Annotated in this window: 17 protein-coding genes and 2 pseudogenes; 7 read left to right on the top strand and 12 right to left on the bottom strand. The window is 68.8% G+C overall.

Annotated features, from left to right (window positions below; genetic code table 11):
- Positions 1-75: 75 nt before the first annotated feature.
- From ACICHK_RS31410 to ACICHK_RS31400, 3 genes are all read right to left on the bottom strand, one after another.
- Positions 76-891 (bottom strand): AIM24 family protein, encoded by an 816-nt coding sequence (locus ACICHK_RS31410; protein ID WP_151473813.1) that lies wholly within the window; start codon positions 889-891, stop codon positions 76-78.
- Between the two features lie 157 nt (positions 892-1,048).
- Positions 1,049-1,885, bottom strand: coding sequence for a calcium-binding protein (locus tag ACICHK_RS31405; RefSeq protein WP_406839519.1), 837 nt, complete (start codon positions 1,883-1,885; stop codon positions 1,049-1,051).
- Positions 1,886-2,219: 334 nt separating this feature from the next.
- The gene (locus ACICHK_RS31400; RefSeq protein WP_406839518.1) at positions 2,220-3,215 is read right to left on the bottom strand and encodes a helix-turn-helix domain-containing protein; all 996 of its coding nucleotides are present in this window, start codon (positions 3,213-3,215) and stop codon (positions 2,220-2,222) included.
- A 514-nt stretch (positions 3,216-3,729) separates the two neighbouring features.
- Here ACICHK_RS31400 and ACICHK_RS31395 point away from each other — a divergent pair.
- On the top strand, positions 3,730-3,903 hold the full coding sequence (locus ACICHK_RS31395) for a hypothetical protein (RefSeq protein ID WP_406839517.1): 174 nt from the start codon (positions 3,730-3,732) through the stop codon (positions 3,901-3,903).
- 262 nt (positions 3,904-4,165) lie between these two features.
- On the opposite strand, the gene ACICHK_RS31390 is transcribed toward ACICHK_RS31395, so the two are convergent.
- From ACICHK_RS31390 to ACICHK_RS31375, 4 genes are all read right to left on the bottom strand, one after another.
- Positions 4,166-5,455, bottom strand: a complete 1,290-nt coding sequence (locus ACICHK_RS31390) for a hypothetical protein (protein ID WP_406839516.1) — start codon at positions 5,453-5,455, stop codon at positions 4,166-4,168.
- Positions 5,456-6,145: 690 nt separating this feature from the next.
- The gene (locus ACICHK_RS31385; protein WP_406839515.1) at positions 6,146-6,622 is read right to left on the bottom strand and encodes a hypothetical protein; all 477 of its coding nucleotides are present in this window, start codon (positions 6,620-6,622) and stop codon (positions 6,146-6,148) included.
- A 159-nt stretch (positions 6,623-6,781) separates the two neighbouring features.
- Complete coding sequence (locus ACICHK_RS31380; RefSeq protein ID WP_406839514.1) at positions 6,782-9,364, bottom strand: hypothetical protein; 2,583 nt, start codon at positions 9,362-9,364, stop codon at positions 6,782-6,784.
- A 467-nt stretch (positions 9,365-9,831) separates the two neighbouring features.
- Positions 9,832-10,437, bottom strand: coding sequence for a hypothetical protein (locus ACICHK_RS31375; RefSeq protein WP_406839513.1), 606 nt, complete (start codon positions 10,435-10,437; stop codon positions 9,832-9,834).
- A gap of 1,148 nt (positions 10,438-11,585) precedes the next feature.
- On the opposite strand from ACICHK_RS31375, the gene ACICHK_RS31370 reads away from it, so the two are divergent.
- A protein-coding gene (locus ACICHK_RS31370; protein ID WP_406841360.1) for an IS5 family transposase occupies positions 11,586-12,445 on the top strand; the annotation gives its coding sequence in 2 pieces (ribosomal slippage) (positions 11,586-11,952 and positions 11,952-12,445; 861 coding nt in all).
- A gap of 9 nt (positions 12,446-12,454) precedes the next feature.
- Here the strand turns inward: ACICHK_RS31370 and ACICHK_RS31365 are convergent.
- Positions 12,455-13,417: a zinc-binding dehydrogenase gene (locus tag ACICHK_RS31365; RefSeq protein ID WP_406839512.1), complete on the bottom strand. Its 963-nt coding sequence runs from the start codon at positions 13,415-13,417 to the stop codon at positions 12,455-12,457.
- Positions 13,418-13,495: 78 nt separating this feature from the next.
- Between ACICHK_RS31365 and ACICHK_RS31360 the strand changes: the two genes are divergently transcribed.
- A complete protein-coding gene (locus tag ACICHK_RS31360) occupies positions 13,496-13,894 on the top strand; it encodes a winged helix-turn-helix transcriptional regulator (RefSeq protein ID WP_406839511.1) in 399 nt (132 codons plus the stop codon).
- A 126-nt stretch (positions 13,895-14,020) separates the two neighbouring features.
- Here ACICHK_RS31360 and ACICHK_RS31355 read toward each other — a convergent pair whose 3' ends face one another.
- On the bottom strand, positions 14,021-14,386 hold the full coding sequence (locus ACICHK_RS31355; RefSeq protein ID WP_406839510.1) for an SCO4225 family membrane protein: 366 nt from the start codon (positions 14,384-14,386) through the stop codon (positions 14,021-14,023).
- 112 nt (positions 14,387-14,498) lie between these two features.
- Here ACICHK_RS31355 and ACICHK_RS31350 point away from each other — a divergent pair.
- Positions 14,499-14,627 (top strand): annotated as a pseudogene (locus tag ACICHK_RS31350) (AAA family ATPase); the annotation flags it as partial.
- A 16-nt stretch (positions 14,628-14,643) separates the two neighbouring features.
- Here the strand turns inward: ACICHK_RS31350 and ACICHK_RS31345 are convergent.
- Positions 14,644-15,117 carry a hypothetical protein gene (locus ACICHK_RS31345; RefSeq protein ID WP_406839509.1) on the bottom strand — a complete coding sequence of 158 codons (474 nt, stop codon included), beginning with the start codon at positions 15,115-15,117 and terminating at the stop codon, positions 14,644-14,646.
- A gap of 188 nt (positions 15,118-15,305) precedes the next feature.
- Between ACICHK_RS31345 and ACICHK_RS31340 the strand changes: the two are divergent.
- Positions 15,306-15,461, top strand: a pseudogene (locus ACICHK_RS31340) (IS630 family transposase); the annotation flags it as partial.
- 112 nt (positions 15,462-15,573) lie between these two features.
- On the opposite strand, the gene ACICHK_RS31335 reads toward ACICHK_RS31340, so the two are convergent.
- Positions 15,574-16,161 (bottom strand): GNAT family N-acetyltransferase, encoded by a 588-nt coding sequence (locus ACICHK_RS31335; RefSeq protein WP_406839508.1) that lies wholly within the window; start codon positions 16,159-16,161, stop codon positions 15,574-15,576.
- Positions 16,162-16,570: 409 nt separating this feature from the next.
- On the opposite strand from ACICHK_RS31335, the gene ACICHK_RS31330 reads away from it, so the two are divergent.
- Both ACICHK_RS31330 and ACICHK_RS31325 read left to right on the top strand, forming a co-directional pair.
- Positions 16,571-17,335: a hypothetical protein gene (locus ACICHK_RS31330; RefSeq protein ID WP_406839507.1), complete on the top strand. Its 765-nt coding sequence runs from the start codon at positions 16,571-16,573 to the stop codon at positions 17,333-17,335.
- 356 nt (positions 17,336-17,691) lie between these two features.
- On the top strand, positions 17,692-18,078 hold the full coding sequence (locus ACICHK_RS31325; protein ID WP_356803852.1) for a hypothetical protein: 387 nt from the start codon (positions 17,692-17,694) through the stop codon (positions 18,076-18,078).
- A gap of 216 nt (positions 18,079-18,294) precedes the next feature.
- On the opposite strand, the gene ACICHK_RS31320 is transcribed toward ACICHK_RS31325, so the two are convergent.
- Positions 18,295-19,457 (bottom strand): IS3 family transposase gene (locus tag ACICHK_RS31320; RefSeq protein ID WP_406838891.1). Its coding sequence is split into 2 segments (ribosomal slippage): positions 18,295-19,170 and positions 19,173-19,457, totalling 1,161 coding nucleotides; the frame shifts between segments, so codons are not numbered across the junction.
- Positions 19,458-19,509 lie beyond the last annotated feature (52 nt).

Raw genomic sequence — 19,509 nt, 5'->3', positions numbered from 1 at the left:
CCGGTGCCCGCAACTCATCGCTCCGCGCCGAAAGTCACCCGGTGCCGTGCCCCTGCGTCCGTGCGGGCCGAGGGCTCACCCCGCGTCGGACGAGAACAGCCCGCCCGTCGGGCCCTGCTTGTCGCCGCCCTGGGCCTTTCTCAGGGCGTTGGCGAGGCTCTCGATGGTCAGGGACTGGAGGATCACCCGTCCGTCGCCCTCCAGGGTGGCCAGCGACAGGCCCTCGCCGCCGAAGACCGCGTTCATCAGCCCCTGCCGGTTGAGGCCGCCGATGCGCTGGACGCCGTACCGGATGCCCTCCTCGAAGGCGACGACACAGCCGGTGTCGACCTCGATGCGGCCGCCGAAGTCGGCCGGGTTCAGGTCGATGAAGTTGCCCGCGCCCGCGATGATCACCGTGCCGTGGCCGGTGAACTTCTCCAGGACGAATCCCTCGCCGCCGCTGCGCCCGGTCCGGCCGCCCTGGAAGGCGATGCCGAACTGCACGGTCGACTCGGCTGCCACGAAGGCGTCCTTCTCGGCGAACCACGCGCGGGTGCCGTCGAGCTCCAGGGCGCGCATCTCGCCGGGCAGCACGCCCGCGAAACCGACGGTGCCCTCGCCGCCCGTCGACGTGAAGTACTGGAACGCCAGTGATTCGCCCGCGAGGGCGCGCTGGCCCGCCTGCATGGCGGTGCCCACGGCCTGGCGCAGCATGCCGCCCATGCCGCCCCCGCCACCCTGCTGACCTCCGCCACCGGCGCCCGACGGCCCGGAAAGCCGCGTCTCCATGGTCACGTTCACCGTCTTGAACAGGAACTTTCCCGCTTCGCAGTACACGGTCTGGCCGAGGCGCAGGTTGACGACCGCCATCTGCATGGCGTTGCCGACGATTTCTTGCTGAAGGGTCACACAGGAAGAACGCGGGAGGCGGAGCGAAGAGTTCCGGCCGACCGGGTGAGGCGTGAGGCTGGGGTGTGAGGGGCCGGGGCGTGAGGGGACTGGGGCGTGAGGGGCCGTGTCCGCTCACGCCCCTCTGCGGGCCCCGGGGGCCCGCCAGGTCCCGGCTCTAGTTCTGGTGGACCTTGTCGGTGCCCGCGCCGCCGGAGAGCGTGTCCGTGCCCGCGCCGCCGTGCAGCAGGTCGTTGCCGGTGTTGCCGTAGATCGTGTCGTTGCCGGCGTCGCCGTACAGCTTGTCGTTGCCGCGGCCGCCGGAGAGGAGGTCGGCACCGGAGCCGCCGTGGACGACGTCGTTGCCGTCGTCCCCGTACAGGCCGTCGTCCTGTCCCGAGGCGGTGCCGAAGAGGACGTCGTTGCCGGGACCGCCGTGGCAGCTGGAGTCGCAGCCGGTGAGCGTGTCGTTGCCCGCGCCGCCGGACGAACCCTCGCCGTAGACGCCGCCGCCCCCGTCGACGCGGTCGTTGCCGTCCTCCGCGTACAGCTTGGAGCCGCCGTTGCCCTTGAGGACGTCGTTGCCCTTGCCGCCGTAGACCGAGTTCAGCGTGGTTCCGGTGACCGTCGCGGTGTCGTTGCCGTCACCGAGGTAGGCGTCGAAGTCGTCCCCGTCGCCGGTGCCCCCCACACCGACCGCCTCCGTGCACTCGACGACCTTGTGGTCGGTCGCCGACGGATAGCGGCACTTGTCCGTGGAGAGGGTGATGTCGTACCTGTCGCGGAAGGTGATGAGGAGGAAGTAGTAGTCCTCGGAGTGGGCGTCGGCCTTCTTCGCGGTCACTCTCAGGTCGTTGGCCTGTCCGGCGGCGGCCTGGTACCGGAACTGGCCCCAGGAGGTGCGGCCGATGGAGGCCGGACTCGCGGCGGCCTGGGCGGTGGACGCCACGAACACGCCTCCGCCGAGCGCGAGCGCGAGAGAAGCGGTGGAGGCGATGGTCCTTAACGTGCGCATGCGGAAATGGCCCTTCGGGGAACGGATGGTGATCGGGCCCGGCGGGGAAAGGCACCGGCCCGTACGTCGTCACCGCCGCCGTCGTCACGGCGGGCAGCGGTCGAGTCGTGAGCCCGCAGTTGCGTGCGGGGATCGTGTTTCTGTTCACCCGTTTGGACACCGCACCCCGAGCGGTGGTTGTAGCGGAATTCCGCAGGACTCCCGCAGGCGAATTCAATTTCCCGTCCATTAACCGACGGGACACCGGGATGCGGCCTTCCCTTCGGATCCCTCCCGGGGCGCGAAGGTCCTCCGGGAATCCGAGAACCGGAGGCGCCTTCGCGCGGGTGGCGGTTCAGAGGCGGGTCGGCAGCCAGCCCTGCTGGACGGCGCGCACGCCGGCCTCGAAACGGCTGCGCGCGTCGAGGCGCTCCATCAGCTCGGAGGCGATCCGCCGGGCCGTGCGGTGCGAGACCCCGAGCCGTTTGGCGATCGCCTCGTCGGTGTGGCCCTCGGCCAGGAGCCTAAGGGCGGTCGCCTGCTGGCCGGTGAGCCCGTTCGGGTCGGTGGGGACGGTCTCGCCGAGCGGCTGGGCGGCCTCCCAGGTGGTCTCGAAGAGCGCGCACAGGGCGGTGAGCGTGCCCTGGCCGGTCAGCAGGACGGCGCCCGCGGCGGTGTCGTCGCTGCTGACCGGGATCATGGCGGTCAGCCGGTCCATGATGATCATCCGGGTCGGCAGGGAGGGAACCGTGCGGACCTGGCCGCCCAGCCGGGTCAGCCAGGTGGCGTGTTCGACGGTGGGCCGGTTGGTACGGACACTGTCGAGGTAGATCGTGCGCATGCGCACCCCGCGGCCGAGCAGGTCCTCGTTGAGCGGCCGGGAGGCCGCCATGTTCTCCGCGGTCTGCGGTCCGCCCGGGGCGAAGGCCAGGAACTCCTCGCGCACCTCGCGGGTGAGCACGGCCAGCCGGTCGCGTATCCGGTCGAGGCCGACCAGGTGTTCCACCCCGGGATGACTGGTGGCCGGACGGAGCTCGGCGTACTCGGAGATGAGCTGGGCCGCGGCGGCCCGCGAGGATTCGAGACGCTGCTGCTGGGCGGCCAGTTGCGCCTGCTGACGGCGCATCAGGATCTCCATGCCGATGTCCGGGGAGACGGCCCGGAGCCGGCCCGCGTCCCCGGCGGCGGGACGCACTAGGGCCAACTCGCTCAACGTGTCGAGGGCGTGGCGCACTTCCTCCCCGGACAGCTCCACGGCGTCGGCGAGGGCCGCGACACCGGCGGCCGGATGTCTGAGCATGGCGCGGTACACCGCCTCCGCGGCGGCGTCGAGTCCAAGAGCGGTCAGCATCCGATCCCCCCAGTTTCCTGCACGGTTCCTCCCCTGTCCGACGATGATCTTCGCAGAGGACGAGGGATCGTCACAGGGGCAGGACCAAAGCGGCCACGACCCCAACTGACCATGCCACAAGTCGACTTGCTCACGAATCCTGTTGAGTCCCTGGAACGTGTGCATCGGGTCCGCACATGTCCGGAACTACCGTCCGGCGAAGGACTGCCGCAGCACATGAGGAACGGGCCGTCCGGACCGCCCGCCGACCGCCCTTCTCCGTGACGCAGTTGTCCACGGCACGGCCGACCGGCGTGGGGGTGCCGCTGATGCCGCCGGCCCTCGAACCGCGGACGGTGGACCGAAGCGGCCCGCGTGGACGCATCGGTCCAAGGCCGCTTCCGTCCATCCGTGAACCCTTTTCACGGGCCTGAGCTGCGACGAACCTATTGAACACCGGCCGAGCAGAGCGCCACCGCGGGGCGCGACGGCGGACCGGACACCGCATCTCGTCCCGGAAGAAACGGAAACAGCCATGCTTCGCACCCGAATCGCCAAGGTCGCCGCGGTCTCCTCTCTCGTCGTCACCGCGGTTCTCGCCGCCCCGGTGGTCACCCACCGGTCCACGACGGACGCGGTTCCGGCCTCCTCCGTTCTCGCCGGTGACGCCGGCTGGCAGGTCGCTCCGACGGACGCCGGCTGGCAGTAGGCCCTCCACCGCCACTGACGGCCGCTACGGCTCCCCGTGCGGCGCGCAGGACTTCTGGCAGGCGGACTTCCGGTACCGGTCCGGCACTGATGCCGACGGAGCCGAAAAGGGCGGCGCCCCCTCGATCAGAGGGGGCGCCGCCCTTTTCGGCGTGGGCCGGGAGGTGGACGCGGCCGGTGACGAGGCCGTTCCGGGCCGGGAACGCCCGAAGGCCCCGCCGGGGACCGGCGGGACCTTCGGGGTGTCGGGCGGGGGCGGGGCGTCAGGCGATCTTCTTGTAGCGCAGGGCGACGTAGTCCGAGCCCGGGTGGCCGCCGATGTTGCCGCTGTTGATGTTCGCGGTGTCGTAGTTCATGTCGGTGGCCGTGCTGCCCTCGGCGTAGTAGTAGAAGCTGCCCGCGTCCTGGTCCTTCCAGCCCGCGAAGAGGACGACGTGCTCGGAGTAGTCGTTCAGCGCGTCGCCGGGCCGCAGGTCGGCCTTGTTGATCTGCGTGGCCACGCTGGGGAGGGTCTCGGTGGTCAGCGAGGTGGTGAGGTGCCAGGCCATGGAGACGAAGCCGGAGCAGTCGGTGCGGTAGGTGTGGTCGCCGTCGACGTCGGAGGCGTAGGCGCTCTGGCTGTAGGGGACGTTGCGGGTGTACCAGTTCTTGGCGCGGGCGATGACCTCGTTGCGGGAGATGGTGCCGCCCTGCACGGACTCCGCCGGGGCCGGTGCCACGTAGGAGCAGTTGTTCGCGTAGGCCGACAGCAGGCTCTGGGTCCAGCCGGAGGCGTCCACCGGGTCGTCGGAGTGGTACGCGATGTCGCTGCCGTCACCGTCGGTCGGGTCCGCGTCGGAGTACCAGTACAGGCCGCCGTTGGTACGGCCGTAGTAGAGGCCGCCGCCCGGCGAGGAGAGCGAGTCCACCGCCGACCAGCCGCTCGACTTCAGGACCGTGCGGTCCCAGTCGCCCACTCCGTTGATCTTGTAGCTGAGCAGCCGGCCGTCCGCGGTGGAGGCGACGATGCGGTCGTCGCCCGCGGCGGCGAGCGTCTTGAGGACGAAACCGGAGTCGATCACGACGTGCTGGCCTATGTGGGCCGACCCCGCGGGCTTGGCCTGCGACACCAGGTACTGGTGGAGCTGGCCGTCGACCGTCCCGTAGAGGTGGCCGGCGCCGTCGTAGACCAGCTTGTCGAAGGTCCAGCCGCCGTCCCAGATCTTGGTGACGCCCGCGAGGGTGAGGGAGGTGTTGTTCGTCTGCACGTCGACCCGGTAGAGGTCGCCGGTGGTCGAGGTGACCAGGACGGTGTTGAAGTTGAGGGCCGCCATCGCCTTGGGCGTGAAGCCGAGGTTCGGGCCGGTGAGCGTCTTGACGCGGTTGCCGGTGTCCGGCGCGATCTGCGTGTACGTCAGCCGGCCGTCGGACAGCGTGCCGTACATCGACACGTCGCCGCTGCACGACGCGGCGGCGTGTGCGGCTCCGGCGGTCGTGGCGACCATGCCGAGGGACATCGCGCCGACGGCGAGCACGGTGGCGGTGGTGCGGCGGATGGCATGGCTCAGCTTCATGATTTCTCCTGCGGTGTGTGAGTCGAGCGCACGAAGGCACATCCGTGGTCTGGACAGCTGCCCTGCAGGTGCAGCTGTGAAGGCCGTTCCGGGTGTGGCGCTCGGTGGCAAGAACTACTTTCGTCGCAGGTCACGCGGGTTGGAAGAGGAAACGGATGGACGCAAACGTCCTTGGCCCGTTGCGTCCTGACGGAGCGTCGGAAACGTCCCGATGCCGGTGGTTCCGGACCGGCCCGCGTGGGCCGCTGTCGCACATGCCAAGAGGCCGGCGGTCCCCCCTCCCGTACGCGGCGGACACCGAGCCGTTCGTGGCACTCCCGAAGACGATCGAGTTCCGCAAGTGCTCGACGGTCACGGTGAACCGTGGAAGGGGGTGCCCAGGGTGGACAGTTCGGCGCCGGATGCGGCGACGATCCGTGCGAACGCCCCGTACTACAGCGAGAAAGGGGCCGATCGGCTGGTCCGCCTGTGGGGGAGTACAAGGGCGTCGACCCGCCGGACCTGAACGTCAGCGTGTTCGACGACGAGAGCGGTCACCTTTACGTCAACTACGTCGCGGACTGACGCGGCCGAGGCGGAAAAGCGGAGCACAGCCGAATTCCGGGGCGGGTCGGCCGCTGTCGACAGCGGCCTGTGATCGACCCGGTGAAGATGGGACCGCGCCTCAAAGGGCGTTTCCCGCGGTCGTCGTCACGAGCCCGCCGCGGGGTCGCCGTCACCGAGGCCCATCCACCAGTGCCCGTCGTCCTTCACCAGCAGCAACTCCTGCCGCTGACCGGTTCGTTCGTACGTCACTGTCACCGGGTTGAAGTAGGGGACGGCTCCCTCCAGCACGGTGACTTCGACGGGACCGCCGGCCGCCCGGCCGTACTCGCGCACGTACTCGGCCGCGGTGGGCCCGGGTCGTTCGTAAGCGGGCCCGGCCAGCTCGGCGATTCCCTTCGCGTCTCCGTCCTTGAGGCGCTGCACGTAGACCCGTACGAGAGTGTCGACGTCCTCGGCCGTCTCCTGCACGTCGGGGTACCTGGACTTCTCCGCGCGCACGGTCACGTCGACCCTGGGCGCGTCGGCCAGGGCATAGGGCTCGTGGAACCAGTTCCACCACACCCCCGCGGTGATCCCGGCGACCAGCAGGCCGCTGCCGAGCGAGACAGCCGACTTCTTCATGCGCTTCCTCCTCCCGTACCAGTTGGACTGGACGCGGTGAACGAGTGATCGGTTGCGGGCAACCACGGGGAGCGGTTTCGGATCCTGCCGGGGCACGAGGCCGGAAGCCCCGGCCGACGGGCGGCTCGGGGCTTCTGGCGGACGGTCCGGGACCGTGGGTCACTTGGTGAAGTAGATGTACTTCCAGGAGCCGTAGGTGGTGGAGTTGACGTCGTCGCCGGAGGAGCCGTTGATGTAGGCCGACCGGATCCGGACGCGGAGGCCCGCCTCGTCGGAGGCGCCGAGGTCGATGACGCTCTTGCCGCTGCTGTTCAGTTTGAAGAACTTCTCGTAGCCGCGCTGCCACTCGCCATCGATGTAGACGTCGATGTCCAGCCGGTGCTTACGGCCCGAGTAGTAGCTCATCGTGGTGGTGAACACCGGGCCGACGGTCTTGCGGTACCAGTAGTACGAGGTCGAGCCGGAACCGATCTTGCCCGTCTTGTAGTACTTCGCCAGCGACGTGGAGACGCTCACCTTGGCGTACGCGGTGACCTTGACCGTCTTCGGGGCGGTGCGGGCGTCACCGGCGAAGACCGCGGTGACGGTGGTGTCCCGCTTCATGTCGACCACGGCGGAGAGGTTGCCGCTGGAGTTGACGGTGGTCTTCTTCAGCAGCTTGTTGGGCTTGTCGGAGCCGTAGGGGTCGGCCCAGATCTCCACCGTGCGGTTCTTGTAGGTCGAGCCCAGGTGCGCGGTGAAGGTGACGTCCTTGTCGTAGGAGTACACGTTGCCGTTGTTGTTCAGGCTCAGCGTGGTGGCGGCCCGGGAGACGGTCACCGTGTCGGATCCCGAACCCGCGAGGCGGGTCGCGTCGCCCGCGTAGGAGACGGTGTACTTCACGTCGCCCTCGGCCGGCGGGGTGTCGGTGAAGGAGAACGTCCCGTCCGCGCTGGTCGTCACCGAGGCCAGGGCCTTGCCGGACGACGACCCCGGGTCCGTGCGCTTGACGGTGAGCACCGTGCCGGCCGGCAGCGCGTCGGTGTTGTCGACCTTGCCGGTGGCGGTCAGCGACTTGCCGAGGGTGACCGTGGCGGGCGCGCTCACCGTGATCGTGGTGGCGTTGCGGGCGACGGCCACGGTCCGCGAGGCGGACGCCGGGGCATGGCCGGCGTCACCCGCGTAGGAGACGGTGTACTTCGCATCGCCCTCGACCGACGGGGTGTCGCTGAAGGAGAACGTCCCGTCCTCGTCGGTCGTCACCGCGTCCAGCGCCTTGCCCGACGGCGACTGCGCGTCGGTACGGGTGACCGTCAACGACGTACCGGCCGGCAACGCGTCGCCACTGGTTATCTTCCCGGTGACGGTCAGGGACTTTCCGGGAACGACCGAGGAGGGCGCGCTCACCGTGATCGTGGTGGCGTTGCGGGCGACGGCCACGGTCCGCGAGGCGGACGCCGGGGCATGGCCGGCGTCACCCGCGTAGGAGACGGTGTACTTCGCATCGCCCTCGACCGACGGGGTGTCGCTGAAGGAGAACGTCCCGTCCTCGTCGGTCGTCACCGCGTCCAGCGCCTTGCCCGACGGCGACTGCGCGTCGGTACGGGTGACCGTCAACGACGTACCGGCCGGCAACGCGTCGCCACTGGTTATCTTCCCGGTGACGGTCAGGGACTTTCCGGGGACGACCGATTCGGGCGCGCTCACCGTGACCGTGGTGGCGGCCTTGGTCGGCGCGTCCAGCGTGTTGAGGTGGTACGTGCCGCCGCTGCCGGTGACCGCGAAGAGGTGGTCGCCGTCCGGGTCCCAGGCCAGACCGTCCGGGACCAGGGTGCCGGTGCGGGTGTCGGCGAAGTCGTACTTCCGGACCGGCTGGGTGGTGCCGGGCTTGAAGATGTAGACGTCGGGCTCGTACGAGCCGTCGATGCCCGCGGCCACGGTGCCGTCCGCGGCGATGTCGACGGCGTTCGGGTAGGCGTCGGTCGGGTAGCTGCCGACCTTCTTCAGGTCGGTGGCGGACAGCACCTGGTGCTCGTAGGGCGAACCGCTCGCCGTGACGACCTGGCTGCCGTCGGGGGTCACCGCGAGGTCGCGCAGGTTGCTGCCGGCCTCGCGGCTCTGCGCCATGAGCTTGGGCGCGTCGGGGCCGGAGACGTCATAGGTCACCACGGTGGCGGGGCTGAGACCCGGCACGGCGGCGGCCAGCACGCCGGGCGCGGCCGGGTTGGCCGCCAGCCGGGGCGCGTAGTACCAGCGGCTGCTGCTGTCCTGGGCCACGGCGAGGACGGGCTCCGGGCCCGAGAGGTCGAGGGAGCCGATGTTCCCGTCCGCCGCCGTGCCGTAGCCGAACCACAGCTTGCCGCCGGTGCGGGCGAGGTTCGTCGGGGCGTCGGCGGTGCCGGTCGAGTAGCGGGCGGACTCGGTGAGGCCGGCCGTGTCGATCGCCGCGATCTCGTCGCTGCTCGTGACCGCCACGTACAGCGTCTGCGAATCGGCCGAGAGTTCCAGGCCGTTGGCCCCCGGCAGCGAGCCGACCGTCCCGACGACGTTGCCGCCGTAGTCGGTGGCGACGACCTTGCCGCCGGCCCGGTCGCTGACGAAGACGCGGTGGTGCACGCTGTCCACGACGACGTCGGCGACGGAGGTGACGGGCAGGACGGTGTGGCCGTCGGCGTGGGCGGCCGTGGCCCCCAGACCCGTCAGCGCCACGGAACTGAAGAGGACGGCGAGTGCCGTCGCGGTGGAGATTCTGCGATTGCGCAAAGTGGTTCAAGTCCCTATGAGCCGTGGAAGACCGCGTACCACCGGGAGTTGGGACGCACCGGGCGCGGCAGGTTCCGGAAACCTATGACACGGGTGTGACAACGGAGCCGGCGGAATGGTTGTGCGTGGGAAGGGAGAATTCCGGAAACGGGAGGAGCCCCGGCGGACCGGGGCTCTTCCTGCGGCGATGTCCGTTCCTCGCCGGGTCGGGCGATGGAACGGAAGCACGTCAGCGGCTGTGGGGGGTGGAGTCGGCGCTGCCGCCGGAGGGGGCGCTGCCGCCTCCCGGGCCGACCCCTTCGCCGCTTCGGTGCCATGTCGCTCGCGTGCCGTCACGCTTGAGCGGAGCCGGCACCGCGCCTGGCGTCCGGGAGGGGTCCCGGACGGCGCTTCGGGCTCAGCGTTTCGGGCTCAGCACTTCGGGCTCAGCACTTCGGGCTCAGTACTTCGGGTTCGGTGCTTCGAGTTCAGCCCACCCACCGGGAGTCGAGCGCGATGGTCTGCAACCGGTCGAGGGTGAGCGGGGGTTCGGGCCGCGTCACCGGTCCGCCCTCGATAAAGGAGTTCACCTCCTGGACGACGACCCGGCTGCCGTCCGGGTGGAGGGTGTCGACCAGCCACACCACGGTGGAGCCGCCCTTCTCGGACGCGCGCTTGGCCCGCTTCACCAGGGTGCCGTCGGCCAGGGTCAGCGCCTGGCACTCGATGTACTGGCCCTCGCAGCCCATGTGGAGGTCGCCCTTGTCGTACTGGGCGTTCACCCCGATCATGCTCTTGCCGCGGCCGTCGTCCCAGACCACCGCGGCGTAGCCGTCCTGGCTCTGCTGGTCGGAGATCTTCCCGCCCTTGGGCAGCGTGGACTTCAGCACCCTGAGCATCCGGCGGCCGGACAGCGGATCTCCCGAGCCGGAGAGCGCGGTGGCCGAGGCCGAGGTGCCGAACTTGCCGCCGACCGACCGCGGTTCGGCGGCGGACGCCTGCGCCACCGCGCCGAGCCCGAGGGCCAGGACGAGGCCGGCGGTGATGGCCGCGCGGCGGCCCGGACGACGGCGGGCGGGGGTGTTCCTGTTCATGGCGTGGCTTCCTTCTCTGGTCCGCATGTGGGTGTTCTCCGCGTCGTGGACCGGCGGGTGTCGCGAGGTGCAGAATGCCGCACGGGCACAGAGGTGTCCCGGTGCACGGGCGCGGGGTGGTGGTTGTCATATCTGCCGGCGGGCGGTCGTGCCGCCTCGGCCGGTGCGACACCCACAGATTCCAGGACGCCGGGGACCCACGGCAACGGCCGCCACCGTCCCCGGGACGATGAGATCGTCTCACCCCTGTTGACCTGCGAAAACAGGCAGTCCCTGAGATGACGCCCTGGGATGCGGAGCCGACTCGCGCCGCGTCGGCCGACCACCGGACGCGGCCGGTGCCACGGTGCTCGTGACGTCGGGGGCGTCGGTGCCCGCCCGGCATCGGACACGCGTGATCATCGCCGTGCCGCGCCGTGCCGCGCCATGTCATGCCATGCCGTGGCGTGGCGTGGCGTGGCTGCCAGGACCCACCAACGGCGCAACTCCACACGCTCCTCGGGAGAGGCCCCGCAGAGCGCGGCGAACCGCTCGGCCCCGGCGAGGCCCAGGGGAACCGCCTGTCCGGGGCCTTCACCACGATGCCGACCGCGCCGCCGGCCTCCGTTCCGGGCCAGGACTCTCCGACGCCGCCCGGACGGACGTCACCGGACAGCGTGGCTGAGGCCCGGTGGTGGACACCCTGGACGGGCGGGCGTACGAGGTCACCGGTGACATGCCGAACGCTACAGGCCCAAAGCTGTGACGAAGTCCGAAAAGGTGGGCATTACAACCCTCCATCGGCACATGTTTGGGTCTGACCAGAAATCACTGCCGACAACGCGGGGGTCCGAGGGGTCAGACCGGTAGTCGAGTGCCAGGGCTCCGTCATCACCGGGGTTGCGAGTGACGGCAATCAGCACGGCCTGTTCGGCGTCGAGCCACGGAAGTTCGAGCGGGATGGCCGCCCTGTTTCCACGCGCCACGCTGAAGTACATCGATGAGGGACGCCAGTTGGGCAGGTAGAGCAAGTCCGCGGACGATCGCAGGCACCATGGCTCACAGCTTCGCACGGCAGGTCACGCCACAGTGTTCGGCTGACGCCACCAAGGAGACAGGTCCTAGGGTCCGTCTTCAAAGATCATCGGGTGGTGGATCATGGTGGGGTGATACGTCGCCATGAACTCACCGATCTGGAGTGGGAGTTACTCGCTCCCCTGATACCGCGGGCTTCGACGGGGCGGCCGCGGGTGTCGGACCGGCAGGTCGTCAACGGCATGGTCTACAAGATCCGGACCGGGATCTCCTGGCGTGACCTGCCGGAACGCTACGGCTCATGGCAGACGGTCTACACCCGCTTCCGCCGCTACGCCCTGGACGGCGTGTTCACCCGAGCTCTCCAGCAGATCCAGGCCGACGCGGATGCCGTCGGCGACATCGACTGGCTCGTCCAGATCGACTCCACCATCGTCCGCGCCCACCAGCATGCCGCCGCCACCGGGCGAAAAAGGGGAGCCACCGGCCGGACGAACCGGACGATCACGCCCTCGGCCGATCCCGAGGCGGACTGACCACAAAGATCCACCTGGCCTGCGACGGACGCGGCCGCCCCCTCGCGATCCTGCTGACACCCGGCCAACGTCACGACAGCATCTGCGCCCGCCCCCTCCTGGAACGGATCCGCGTCCCGCGGAACGGACTTGGGCGTCCTCGCTGCAAGCCCGACCAGGTCGTGGCCGATAAGGCCTACAGCTCCCGCGGCTTCCGCACCTACCTGCGCAAACGCGGCATCGCGTGCACCATCCCGGAGAAGAACGACCAGAAGCGACACCGCAGAAACCGAGGCCGCCGAGGAGGCCGACCACCCGCCTTCGACCGGCAGACCTACCGGCGACGCAACGTCGTGGAACGCTGCTTCAACCGGCTCAAAGGCTTCCGCGGCATCGCCACCAGGTATGACAAGACCGCCACCTCCTACGAAGCAGCGGTCAGTCTCGCGTCATTCCTGCTCTGGGCAAGATCCGTTTGAAGACTGACCCTAGTCCTGCGGAGAAGGTATCGGGGCGTGCAGCTCACCGCGTGCCACCTCCAGGACCGCTTTTCCGGGGATCCGACGCCCGCGAAGCGCCTCGGCTGCCTCATTGAAGCGGTCCCAGGATCCTTGCCAGCCGATCTCGACGGTGACGGCCCCCTCGGCGGCCAGCTCGGTGAGAACGGCCAGGTCCGCGCCGGCGTCGCCCTCGATGACGAAAGAGGTCAGCGATTTGGCCGGGCCGACGGTCGCATACGGCGGAAAGACCGCCGGCTCCTCGGATGTCCAGCCGACGCTCTGCACGCTGCCTCCGGGAGCGAGCAGGTTCCACGCCGCCACCAGCTGGGGGCCGCCGACGCTGTCGATGACCACGTCGACCGGTCGCTGGAGTCCTTCCAGTCCGATCAGCACCTCGTCGGCACCGGCCTCGGCCAGCCCCTCCCTGCGGGTGGCCGAGCCCACGGACGCGATCACATGCGCACCGGCCCGCGCCGCCAGCTGGACGGCGAACCGGCCGACTCCGCCGGAGGCGCCGGTGATCAGCACCCTCTTGACCCTCTTGCCCGGTCCGAGCCCGGCGGCCCGCAGCGAGCGCAGTGCAGCCACTCCGGCGACCGGCAGGGCGACCGCCTGCGCCGGTTCCAGGTTTTTCGGTATCTCGGCAAGCGCACCCACGTCGATCGCGACGCGCTCAGCGAACGCCCCCGAGGTCAGGGCCACCACCTGGGTCCCCACCGCCGGACCGGTTCCGTCGGCTGCGGCTTGAACCACCGCTCCGGCAGCGTCCGAACCAAGCACTGCACCCACGGGGACGCGACCGGAGCGGGCGTCGTTGAGGTCGCCATAGTTCAACGAGGCGTGAGAGACGTCCACCAGGACCTGGCCCGGCCCGGGCACGGGATCGGGAACCTCGGCGAGGCGGACAGCGGCGGGCGCGGACGGATCGACGACGAGAGCACGCACGGACATGCCTTCTTCCTTTGGTTCACGACCTGTTACAGCAGCCATCGTCGGTAACCTTGCTCGCCGGCGGAAGGAGGCACATTTATGTCACGCAGTCACACGCATGTTGCCGAGGCGCTGAGGGACGAAGCCTGCCCGGTCACCGAGGTACTCGACCGCGTGGCGGGCAAGTGGAGCATCGGGATCCTGATCGCCGCCGCCCACGGCCCGGTCCGCTTCACCGAACTGGAACGCGCCATCAACGGCATCAGCCGACGGATGCTCACCCTCAACCTGCGCAGGCTGGAGCGGGACGGACTGCTCGTTCGCACCGTGTATCCGACCGTGCCGCCCAAGGTGGAGTACAGCCTCACCCCCATGGCCTGGGAGCTCCACACCTCACTGACCGGGCTGGTGGGCTGGGCCGAGCGGCACCGGTCCGCGGTCGCCGAGGCCCGTGTCGCCTACGACGCCGCGGCGGAGCGGGGACCCGACGCCGACTGAACGGGCCCGGACCGGCTCTCGGGCTTCTGCAATTCAGCGACAGCCGGCGGGTAGCGAAGGGCCCACCATCGGCGTCACAAGACCTGCATGATCGCCCGGACAGGCCCTGGCGACGAACGAAACAATTCAGCCGAGGCTCGGGCGGGTGGACCCCTGGCGCCGACCTCGCAGAGCTTCCAGGAGCGCTCCCAGGGCGAACGACTGGAGCAAAGCACTCATGACGACCCCACTGACCAGGTACCAGACGGACGCATCCATACCCCAAACCGCCCCGACGACCCCGGCTGCCAGCAAGGAGGTGGGGGCGGTGAGAAGGAAGGGCCATATCCCGACGATCCCGGGATCCGAAACAAGCGCAGCAGTCACTTCGAACACGACGGACGCACCGACGAGCCCCAGGTAGACAGCAGAAGCAACATTGGCGAAGGTCAGACGCACCAGGGTACGAGCGTTCATCGAGTGCCCCCAGAGATGTGATGTGGTGCGCTCCATGCTCCTGACGGGACCGCGATTCCAGAATGAGTATCCATACTCACTTCGGTGCACTTCGGCTCCAACAGGTACTCAGAGCGACGGGCAATCGCGTCGCCCCGTCAAGACCGCGTACAGCCATCCCAGGCTCTGCGCGGCCATCGTCGACCGTCTCACCTTCGGCGGCAACGTCATCGAGACCGGCACCGGCTCCTACCGCCTCGCCACCACCCGCGTCCAAACGGAACGAGCAGCCGTCTGAACGCGGTCCGCCTGCTCTATCGAACAGGCCCGCACTCATCGACGATCACGGTCGGCTCCGACAGGAAGACATCCCGGTCGACGAGGCCGTAAGCGATGTTGAACGTGTCGAGCCAGTACGACCAACCTCGGATTCCCAGGGCGCTGGTGAACCGGTAGTTCAACTGCCAGCGAACCCACTGCCCGGGAAGCAGTCGAACTGCCGGCGGCCTGCGCGGCCGAGGCGGCAACCCGAAGAGCGGCTCCACACGAGCGAGCACTCGGAGTCGATCGCCTTCGTCCCGCAGGCTGACACCGATCTGGCGAAGGTCCTTCTGGCTCGAACGCGGCTCGAAACCATCACGCTCGGACATCTGGACGAAGTGGGCAAACCCGGAGGGCACCTGAGGCAACGAAAAGCCGACCGGCGCCGCGTTCCTGCGGGCAGCGGCCTCCCCGCCCCGAGACTGCTTCGTCCACGACGTCTTGATCCACTGCGCCGTGATGTCCACCGCACCTGCCTTTCACCGAGAGCCTACGGTCAACATTTGCTTGACGTCACCCAGGTTCCGACGCAACTGCCTGCTGCCAGTTCTCAGCAACATTCCAGATGGCTGGTGCTCTGACCGGGAAGGTTCGCCGGGTTGGCCGTTGTGGCGGTTGGATGTGTCGTGACGTCCGTCTGGCCGTTGGGGGTGTGGTGGCCGAGCCGGTCCGCGTGCGCAGGTTGACCGACCAGGAAGGGCAGAAGCTGCAACTGGTCCAGGCCGACGAGGACACGGTGCCGGAGGTGATCCACCGGTTCAACGAGATCGGCCTGGCCTGTCTGGGCCCTTGTCGGACGGGTGGCCGTCCTCCCCCAGGCTCCGCCCGGGGGTACTCCCAGCCTGCTCAAGTCTTCCGAAGCGAGAGAGGTATCCGCTGGGGCGGAGGCCCGCTCCGGGCCGTGGCCCGACTCCCCGGAACAGTCAGATGTCGCCCTGGACCAGAGCGTGCAAATGCTGGTCGTGCCACCCGTCTTCATGCAGCAGCGCGCTGCGCATCGTGCCTTCGACGGAGAAGCCGGCCCTGGTCGCCACTCGGCACGATGCCGGGTTGGCCATCGAGTGGCACAGCTGGAGCCGGTGCAGCCCAAGGTCGTCGAACGCCCACTGGCTGAGGCGCTTCGTGGCCTCGACCATGACACCGCGGCCGCGTCCTGCGGGCAGGATCCAGTACAGGAGTTCGGCGCTGCCACCAGCGAGATCGACGTCACCCAAGCCGATCAAGCCCACGGCCTGGCTGCCGTCGGGGTGGGCGATGGCCCATATCGCGCTCTGCTCGTTCTGCCAGCGCTCGTGCATGCGCTCGATACGCCTGCCTGCTTCCGCGGACGAGGCCACGGCCAGTAGGTTCCACCGGCGAATTGCCGGATCCTGGCCGGCAGTCACCAAGGTGTCCGCGTCGTCGGCGCGCCAGGGGCGCAGTTCCAGACCGCCGGGGAGAGCGAGCACAGGTTGTTCCTGCTCGGCCATGTGGCCTGCGGGAACGACGGGTGGTACGGCTGAGGTGATCATCGCGGCATCGTGCCACAGCCCGACATCGGACAGAACTCGATATCCGGTACCCGATCATCAACCCGGCGAACGTATGCGGTCAGAGCGCCAGAGGCCCGGACCACTCTCCGAAACCGCGAAACCGCCGACAAGCGCTCTCCGATCTCACCTACGCAGCCGCTCAGGGAGCGTCCGCAAGCCGCGCTCGATCCATGCATGGCCCACTGGGGAGGGATTCCTCCACCGCGAGCCTTCTGGCGGCCGCGCGGATCCCGGGCACCGTACCGGCCTCTCCGCCTCGCGGGAGGCGGGGATCGTCTGATGCTCCATTGTGATTCGCGGGTGTACAACCCCGTGCGGATGCCGGCCGTCTGTAAGGCGCTGGAGGGATGTGCCTTCGGTGCCTTTCCGTAAAGAGATCGGGGATCAGGTGGGGAATCAGGTCTGGAGAGTCGTCGTGGCCGGTGGTGCGGCGGCGGTGTTCACGGCCGTGGCCGCGGCGCCGGCCGGGGCGGCCGAGGGTGGGGTCTCGTTCTCCCGCGTCCAGGTGAACGGCGGCAAGTCGATTGTGATCGGGGTGTCGAACGAGGTCGCGGTGCCCGCCTCCTTCAGGATGACGACCACTCACAAGTGGAAGTGGCCGGCGGTGTTCCTGTACCGCGGTGGTGCGGGTGATCGGCTGTGGCACGCCGTCGAGACGAGCGACTGCATCAAGGTGAGCTCGGGCGTCTGCGACTTCAACGAGACGATGTACTTCGACCCGAGCGTGTGGGACATGCGTAACAGCGAGGCCGGGGCCTGGAAGGTCGGGGCCGAGGTGTACTTCGAGGGCGGCGGCGGTGACACCGACGACAAGGGGCTGACGGTCCACGTCAAGCGCAACTCCCGCCTGACCGTCAACGCATCGCCCGAACCGGTGTCCAAGGACAGGACCATCACCGTGACCGGAAAGGTCACGCGGGCCAACTGGGAGACCAGGAAGTACGCCTCCTACGGAGACCGTCTGGTGAGCCTGCAGTTCAAGCCTGCCGGCACCGCCTCCTACACCACGGTGAAGAAGGTGTACGCGAACGGCTCGGGTGATCTCAGGACGACCGTGAAGGCCTCCAAGACGGGTACGTGGCGCTGGGTGTACTACGGCAACACCACCACCGGGCCGTCGACGTCGCCCGGGGACAACGTCGTGGTGAAGTGATGTCCGCGGTGCCGGCGGGCTGGTGGGCGCCGAGCCGGCGGTAACGACTGCGACGGTAAAGGTGTCGGGTCCGCCGCGATCGCGGCGGACCCGACACCTCGCGCCGGCCGACCGCAAGCGAAGAGGCCGTGCCAGGCCCGTGCCAGATCGTGCGGGAACCACGAGGAACACCGGGGAATCAAATGGCCTCGCACCAAGCACCTATACCGCTCAGCAGCAGGTGAGCCTCGGAGCAAGCCTCAGATCACCTCAGCTTCCCAAGCTGAGAGCTGAGCCGCCAGCGCCGCCTGTGTGCTTCCGTGCGCCCCCGGTCGCGCCACCCCAGCATCCCGGACGGCAATGAACGATGACCTCGCATGAAGGGATTCGGGAAGTACTGGGGTTGGATCGTCTTCGCGGTACTCATTGCCGGCTGGTTGACCTTCGACTTCGGACCAGTCGCGCTCATCGTCCTGTCCGGGGTCAGCGCCTTCTACTTCTTCTTCAACGTGCCCGTCTGGTGCGGAGCAGAGGGCCGCACCAGCTCATGCCGTAATAACAGCTACGGGGCTCTCATGGGTTGCCACCTTCGCCAACACAAGTGGCAGAAGCTCAAGATGCTCTTCTGGAGTGCGCGTTGGGCACGGCTTCGGCAGGAGTTGTTCCAGAACGCGACCACCACCCTCGCCAGCGTCGGCGGAATCCTGGCGATCACATCAGGCCTGGCGGCCACGTTGCAGCCCCTGTTCGGCGGGGGTTGGTGACGGAGCCAAGTGACGCCCAGTGAGTGTCTAACTGCGTGACAACGCCGACAGACAGCGGCGGACGAGTGCGGACTATCAGCGCAGGTAAGAGCCGAGCCAGCCCAAGCATGGGGCCCTGCCCAACTTGCTTCGGGACGAAGAGGTCACCGCGCCATAGCCATGCCCGATGCGGCAGTGGTCAGTAGGGTCTGATGCAGGTTCGGGTGACAGGTTTGATCACGCGGCCTGGAAGGCCGGTGTGGTCATGACGGTCTCGAATTCGACGGGGGTCAGCCGGCCGAGTGCGGCTTGTCTGCGACGTCGGTGGTAGGTCCGCTCGATCCAGGTCACAATCGCGATCCGCAGTTCCTCGCGGGTGGTCCAGCTCCGGCGGTCCAGGACGTTCTTCTGCAGCAGGCTGAAGAAGGACTCCATGGCCGCGTTGTCGCCGGCTGCCCCGACTCTCCCTATCGAGCCAGCCATCCGGTGGCGGCCGAGCGCGCGCACGAATTTCCGGGACCGGAACTGCGATCCGCGGTCGCTGTGCAGGATGCATCCGTCGACGTGTTCCCGCCGGGCCGCGGCGTTGTCCAGGGCGGTCACGGCCAGGCGGGACTTCATCCGCGTGTCGATGGAGTAGCCCACGATCCTGTTGCTGAAGACGTCCTTGATCGCGCAGAGGTACAACTTCCCTTCGTTGGTGGCGTGTTCGGTGATGTCGGCGAGCCATAGTCGGTTCGGGCCGTCGGCGGTGAAGTCGCGGCGGACCAGGTCGTCGTGCACCGGCGGGCCGGCCTTCTTGGTCCTGCCGCGCTTCTTGCCGAACACACTCCACCAGTGGTTGTCCCGGCAGATCCGCCATGCGGTCCGGTCGGCCATCGCGGCCCCCGAGCTGCGGGCTTCATCGGCCAGGAAGCGGTAGCCGAACTCGGGATCCTCGCGGTGGGCGTCGAACAGCGCGTTCGCCCGGTACGCCTGCTCCAGCACGGCGTCGGTCACGGGCTTGTCGAGCCAGCGGTAGTAGGGCTGTCTGGCGAGCTTGAGCACCCGGCACGTCACCGTGACGGGCACCCCGTCCACGGCCAGCTCCTTCACGAGCGGGTAGATCCTTTTCCCGGCAGATGCGCCTGCGACAGACAGGCCGCCGCCCGGCGCAGGACCTCGTTCTCCTGCTCCAGCAGCTTGATCCGCCGACGTGCTTCCCGCAGTTCCGCGCTCTCCTGGCTGCTCACCCCGGGCTTGGCCCCGTCATCGATGTCCGCCCGGCGCATCCATTTCCACAACGTCATCGGATGGACACCGAAGTCCTTGGCCACCTGCTCCACCGTCACCCCCGGGCCACGGTTCCTCGCGACCCGCACGACGTCCTCACGGAACTCTTCGGGATAAGGCTTGGGCACAGCGACATCCTTCCCACCCGCCCCACAGGGCAAGCCAGTTCAGATGTCACCC

The organism is Streptomyces sp. AHU1 (assembly GCF_045343905.1).
Classification (GTDB): Bacteria; Actinomycetota; Actinomycetes; order Streptomycetales; family Streptomycetaceae; genus Streptomyces; species Streptomyces triticiradicis.
The sequence above is the reverse complement of the archived record's forward strand: the minus strand, read 5'-3'. Positions and strand labels throughout refer to the sequence as shown.